This is a genomic window from Candidatus Burkholderia verschuerenii (genome assembly GCF_001189365.1).
GTDB lineage: Bacteria > Pseudomonadota > Gammaproteobacteria > Burkholderiales > Burkholderiaceae > Caballeronia > Caballeronia verschuerenii.
Genome location: NZ_LFJJ01000285.1, coordinates 1 through 4,787, shown reverse-complemented (window position 1 = coordinate 4,787; position 4,787 = coordinate 1). Strand labels below are relative to the sequence as shown.

The window sequence follows — 4,787 nt, the reverse complement described above, 5'->3', positions numbered from 1 at the left end:
TTCAGCTCAACGTCATGCCTCAACCTCTACTCGTGCGCTGCAGACCTGGCTGAGATGTGCGTTTACGTCTGCACCAGACTGCGTCGTCGGGTCCATTCCGGCAAATTCAATTTTGCAGACCAGACTAAAAAGTCGATGGCGAGGTGGATCGAACGCGATCGATTGAGGTAACTTAATGCCACGACGAAAATTCCTATAACGCGATCAAGGAGTCTGCGCAGCAATGGCGAATACCAACGAATACAAGCAGCCCATCGGCGAGCCGGTGAACGACTGGACGCCGCGCGAGCGGCCCGCGCGCATCGCGATCGACGGCGCGCATTGCCGCATCGAGCCGCTCGATGTCGAACGTCACGCCGCCGATCTGTTCGAAGCGTACGGCCGCGCATCCGATGGCAGCGACTGGACGTATCTTTTCGTCGAACCGTTTTCCGACTTCGTGACCTTCCGCGATTATCTGAATAAAGCACAGGCATCCGCCGATCCGCTGCATTACACCGTGATCGATACGGCGCGCGGCAAGGCTGTCGGCACGCTCGCGCTGATGCGCATCGAGCCCGTGCATGGCGTGATCGAAGTCGGCAGCGTGACGTTTTCGCCTCTGCTCAAGCGCACGCGCATTTCGACGGAAGCGCAGTATCTGCTGATGCGCTACGCGTTCGATCAGCTCGGTTATCGTCGTTACGAGTGGAAGTGCGACAGTTTGAACGCGCCGTCGCGCAAGACCGCGCAGCGACTCGGTTTTCAGTTCGAAGGCATTTTCAGACAGGCGATCGTCTACAAGGGCAGGAATCGCGATACGGCGTGGTACGCCATCATCGATCAGGATTGGCCGCTGGTGAAGCTGGCGTTCGAGCGCTGGCTCGCCGACGACAATTTCGACGCCGACGGCGTGCAACGCGCGTCGCTCGAAAAGATCAGGAGCAGTCTCGTCTGACGGAACGCGAGAGGTGAGAGATGTTGTCCGTTTTTGCGAAGCGATGCACCTTGATGATTCTGCTGCTGGGCGCGGCGTCCAAGCCGGTCGCCGCCGACGACGATGGCGCGATCATTCGCGTGCAGGCGCAGACATCGCCGATCGGCGCGCGTCCGGCCATCGGCAAGTTCAAAGCGCGTGAGGCACGCAACATCTCGCCGACGCGTCGCGTGCTCGGCGGCGTCGCCGATGTCACGCTCGGCGGTTCGGTCAGCGCGCGTATTCCGTTGAGCGCATCGGCGGCCGCGCAAATGAAGGATGCAAGCACCGTGCGGCTCGTGCTCGATCGCGTGAGCCTCGCGCCCAACGCGGCGAGCGGCGGCTTCTTCTACAACCTCTATCTCGACCTTCCCGCGTCCGGCGATGTCGATGCCGTGAGCCAATCGCATTTCGTCGGCACGCTCGGCGCGTTCGAGTTGTCGGCGGCGCGGCAACGCGGCGGCAATGCGATCGACTTCGATATCACCGAACTCCTGTCGAAGCTCGGCCCGGGCGATCCGCGCGGACTGGTCGTGTCCTTCGTGCGTGTGAGCGGCGCGAATTCGCCGAAGGGCGACACGCTGAGTGAGCATCGGCGAATTGCGCGCGGAAGCCGCCAAAGACGCGCCCTGACGACCAACCTCGCCATGCCCAAAATCGATCTCACCGATGTGCCGCCACTCGAAGGCTCCGGCTATCCGTCGCCGTTCGATCAACCGTGCGCCGCGCGCATCCGTCAGCGGCTGGGCGATGCGGGCGGCCTCGCGGACTTCGGCGTCAACCTGGTGCATCTGCCGCCGGGAAACTGGTCGAGCCAGCGTCACTGGCATTCGCATGAAGACGAGTTCGTTTATGTGCTCGAAGGCGAACTCGTGCTGATCGAGGACGAGGGCGAAACCGTGCTGCGCGCAGGCGATTGCGCGGCGTTTCCCAAGGGCACGGGCAACGGGCATCACATGATCAATCGATCGCCGCACATGGCGCGTTATCTCGAAGTCGGCTCGCGCGTCTACGAAGACCTCACGACCTGCTCGGACATCGACATGAAAAGCGCCAACGCCGATGGCCGTTTCGTGCGCAAGGACGGCACGCCCATCGAGTAAGCATTGACGAGTACGCCATTCTTCGGCCAAAATTTTACATTGGAAAGATAAAGCGCCGAGCCACCGATGAGCGACAAACCGACGAGCCGAAAGACCGCAAAAAAAACCGTGGAAGCCAAGCCGTATCATCACGGCTCGCTGCCGCACGCGCTGCTCGATGCAGCCGAAGCCGTGTTGCGCCGTGACGGCATCGGCGCTTTGACCTTGCGCTCCATCGCGCGGGAAGCGGGCGTCTCGCACACCGCGCCTCAGCATCATTTCGGCGATACGCGCGGCGTGCTCAGCGAACTCGCCGCGCTCGGCAATCTGCGGCTCGCGGCGACGATGGCCGAGAAGGCCGAAGGCGCGCGCGGCGTGAATGCGCGTCGCAAGGGCATCGCGCGCGGTTATATCGCCTTCGCGTTGAAGAACCCCGATCTGATGCGCCTCATGTTGCGCAACGAGATGCTCGACGACGAACGTCCCGCGCTGATCGAATCGCGTCGCGTGGCGGGCCGGGCGCTGGCGGGCGTGTTCGGCGATGTATCGGAAGCGCCGCCGGGCAAGAGCACCTTCGGACGCATGCCCGGCGCGCAAGCTGTCACGATGACGGTCGCCTGGGCCTACGTCCACGGCCTCGCGATGCTGCTGATCAACGGCCGCCTGAAGTCGCTCGCGGCATCGGCGGAGGGCATTCGTTCGGCGGAAGATCTCGTCGATGCCGCCATCGAGCACGCGCAAATCTCGCTCGGCAAACTCGATACGCCGTGACTTCCGCGCATACGCAAATGGAATAACTGTTTAACCCACGCGGCGATGCCCCTAGAATGCACGGGTCCCGATGCTCACCCGACGAGACCTTGCTTGCGCTTCCCTTTCATTCGCGTCGCCTTCGTCGCCGTCTGTCTGCATGCGTTGCCGGCGTTCGCGCAAAGCTCGGTCACGTTGTACGGCAGCCTCGACACCAGCATCGAAGTGACCAATCCCGGCGCGAGTTATGTCGCGCGGATGGATTCGGGCGTGTATCGCGGATCGCGCTGGGGCTTGCGCGGCGTGGAAGATCTCGGTGGCGGAACCAAGCTGCTGTTCGAAATCGAAAGCGGTTTCAGCTCCGCCGACGGCACGCTGTCGACCAGCGGCACGCTCTTCAACCGGCAAGCGTGGATCGGCGCGGGCGGCGCGTGAGGCACGGTGCGGGCAGGGCGGCAATACTCGCCGATCTACATCCCGTTCAAGGGACAACTCGATGCCTTCGGCGCGGGCACGATCGCATCGGGTCTCAACAATCTCTCGAAGATCACGCCTTACGAGAGCGACGCGATCACGTATCTGTCGCCTAACATTTACGGCTTTTCGATGACGCTGCAAGCGTCGTTGCGCGACGGCACGACCGATGGCAACGGCCTCGCCGGTTCAGTCGAAACCTTCGACTATCGCAACGGACCGCTGCGCTTTTCCTACGCGCATCAGCAGACCAACGGCGATGGCGCGTTGCGCGCGAATCTCGGCGGTGTGTCTTTCGTTTACGGATCGCTGACGAGCTACCTTGCATTCTTCAATGGCGATGGCGGCACGCCGCGCTATCACAGCGACGGCGCATCGGTTTCGGCGATGCTCGCGTTGAATTCACGCTTTCGCGCTTCGCTCGGTTACACGTATCTTCGCGATCGCTCCGGCGGCGACAACGACGCCGATCAGTTCAGCGCGGCCTGCGAATACGACATGTCGAAGACGCTGCTGCTCTACGCGAGCGCGGGCTGGCTGCGCAATCGCGGCGACGCGACCTTCACGCTGCGCGGCGTGAACGTGGTCGGACTGACGCCGTCGTATGCGGGCGCGCCGGTGCGCGGCGTGCAGATCGGCATGCTGGAACGCTTCTGAACCATCAACGCGCCGCTTCCGGCCACGTATTCTCGAACACACATTCGTCGATGCCGCGACGCTCGGCCCATCGCTCGGTCTCCAGCATCGGCGCATCGTAGAAGCGGTCGACGTGTCCCACGCATAGAATCGCCACGGGGCGCGCGCCGTGCGGCATCTCGAGCAGCGTCGCGATTTCGTGCGGATCGAACAACGATACCCAGCCCATGCCGAGCCCTTCGGCGCGCGCCGCGAGCCACATGTTCTGGATTGCGCACGCGACCGACGCGAGGTCCATCTCCGGCAAGGTGCGCCGGCCGAAAACGTGGTGCTCGCGCTTGTCCATCAGCGCCATCACGAGCACTTCGGCGCATTCGCGCATCCCTTCGACTTTCAATTCCATGAACGCGTCGCGACGCTCGCCGAGCGCATCGGCGGTCAACAGACGTTCGCGTTCGACCGCCGCATGCAGTCGCGTGCGAAGCGCATCGCTAGTGATACGAAGGATGCGCCAGGGCTGCATGAAGCCGACGCTCGGCGCATGCAGCGCGGCGTCGATCAGGCGCTGCATCGCGTCGGGCGCGACCGCTTCGCGATTGAAATGACGCATGTCGCGCCGTTCGCGAATCGCGCGGTACACAGCCTTACGTTCTGCTTCACTGAATGATTGATCCATGAATGTCCCTATAGACCGCGCTCGCGCGCGCGTCGAAGCACGCGATGATACAGAGCCATGTCGGTCGATTGCAGTTTGGTCACATTGATTACATAGTCGGCCCTTCAGAATTAGTCGAAGTCAAGGGTGGCAAGGGGCCGCCGGAAGATCGTGTTTCCCAGAACTCCCAGAAGCAATATTGATCTGAATGGTTTCCTGGGAGTTTGGAACTTCG

Annotated in this window: 3 protein-coding genes and 2 pseudogenes; 4 read left to right on the top strand and 1 reads right to left on the bottom strand. The window is 62.6% G+C overall.

Translation table 11 applies throughout. The features are described from left to right. Positions 1–223 precede the first annotated feature (223 nt). The 4 genes and pseudogenes from BVER_RS27825 to BVER_RS27810 all read left to right on the top strand — a co-directional run. Positions 224–922 (top strand): annotated as a pseudogene (locus BVER_RS27825) (GNAT family N-acetyltransferase); the annotation flags it as partial. A 680-nt stretch (positions 923–1,602) separates the two neighbouring features. Continuing rightward, positions 1,603–2,058 carry a cupin domain-containing protein gene (locus BVER_RS27820; protein WP_050456003.1) on the top strand — a complete coding sequence of 152 codons (456 nt, stop codon included), beginning with the start codon at positions 1,603–1,605 and terminating at the stop codon, positions 2,056–2,058. A gap of 66 nt (positions 2,059–2,124) precedes the next feature. After that, complete coding sequence (locus BVER_RS27815; RefSeq protein ID WP_050456001.1) at positions 2,125–2,808, top strand: TetR/AcrR family transcriptional regulator; 684 nt, start codon at positions 2,125–2,127, stop codon at positions 2,806–2,808. A 45-nt stretch (positions 2,809–2,853) separates the two neighbouring features. Beyond that, positions 2,854–3,918, top strand: a pseudogene (locus BVER_RS27810) (porin). Between the two features lie 4 nt (positions 3,919–3,922). Here the strand turns inward: BVER_RS27810 and bluB are convergent. Then, positions 3,923–4,573: a 5,6-dimethylbenzimidazole synthase gene (gene bluB / locus BVER_RS27805; protein WP_050456000.1), complete on the bottom strand. Its 651-nt coding sequence runs from the start codon at positions 4,571–4,573 to the stop codon at positions 3,923–3,925. Positions 4,574–4,787: the final 214 nt, after the last annotated feature.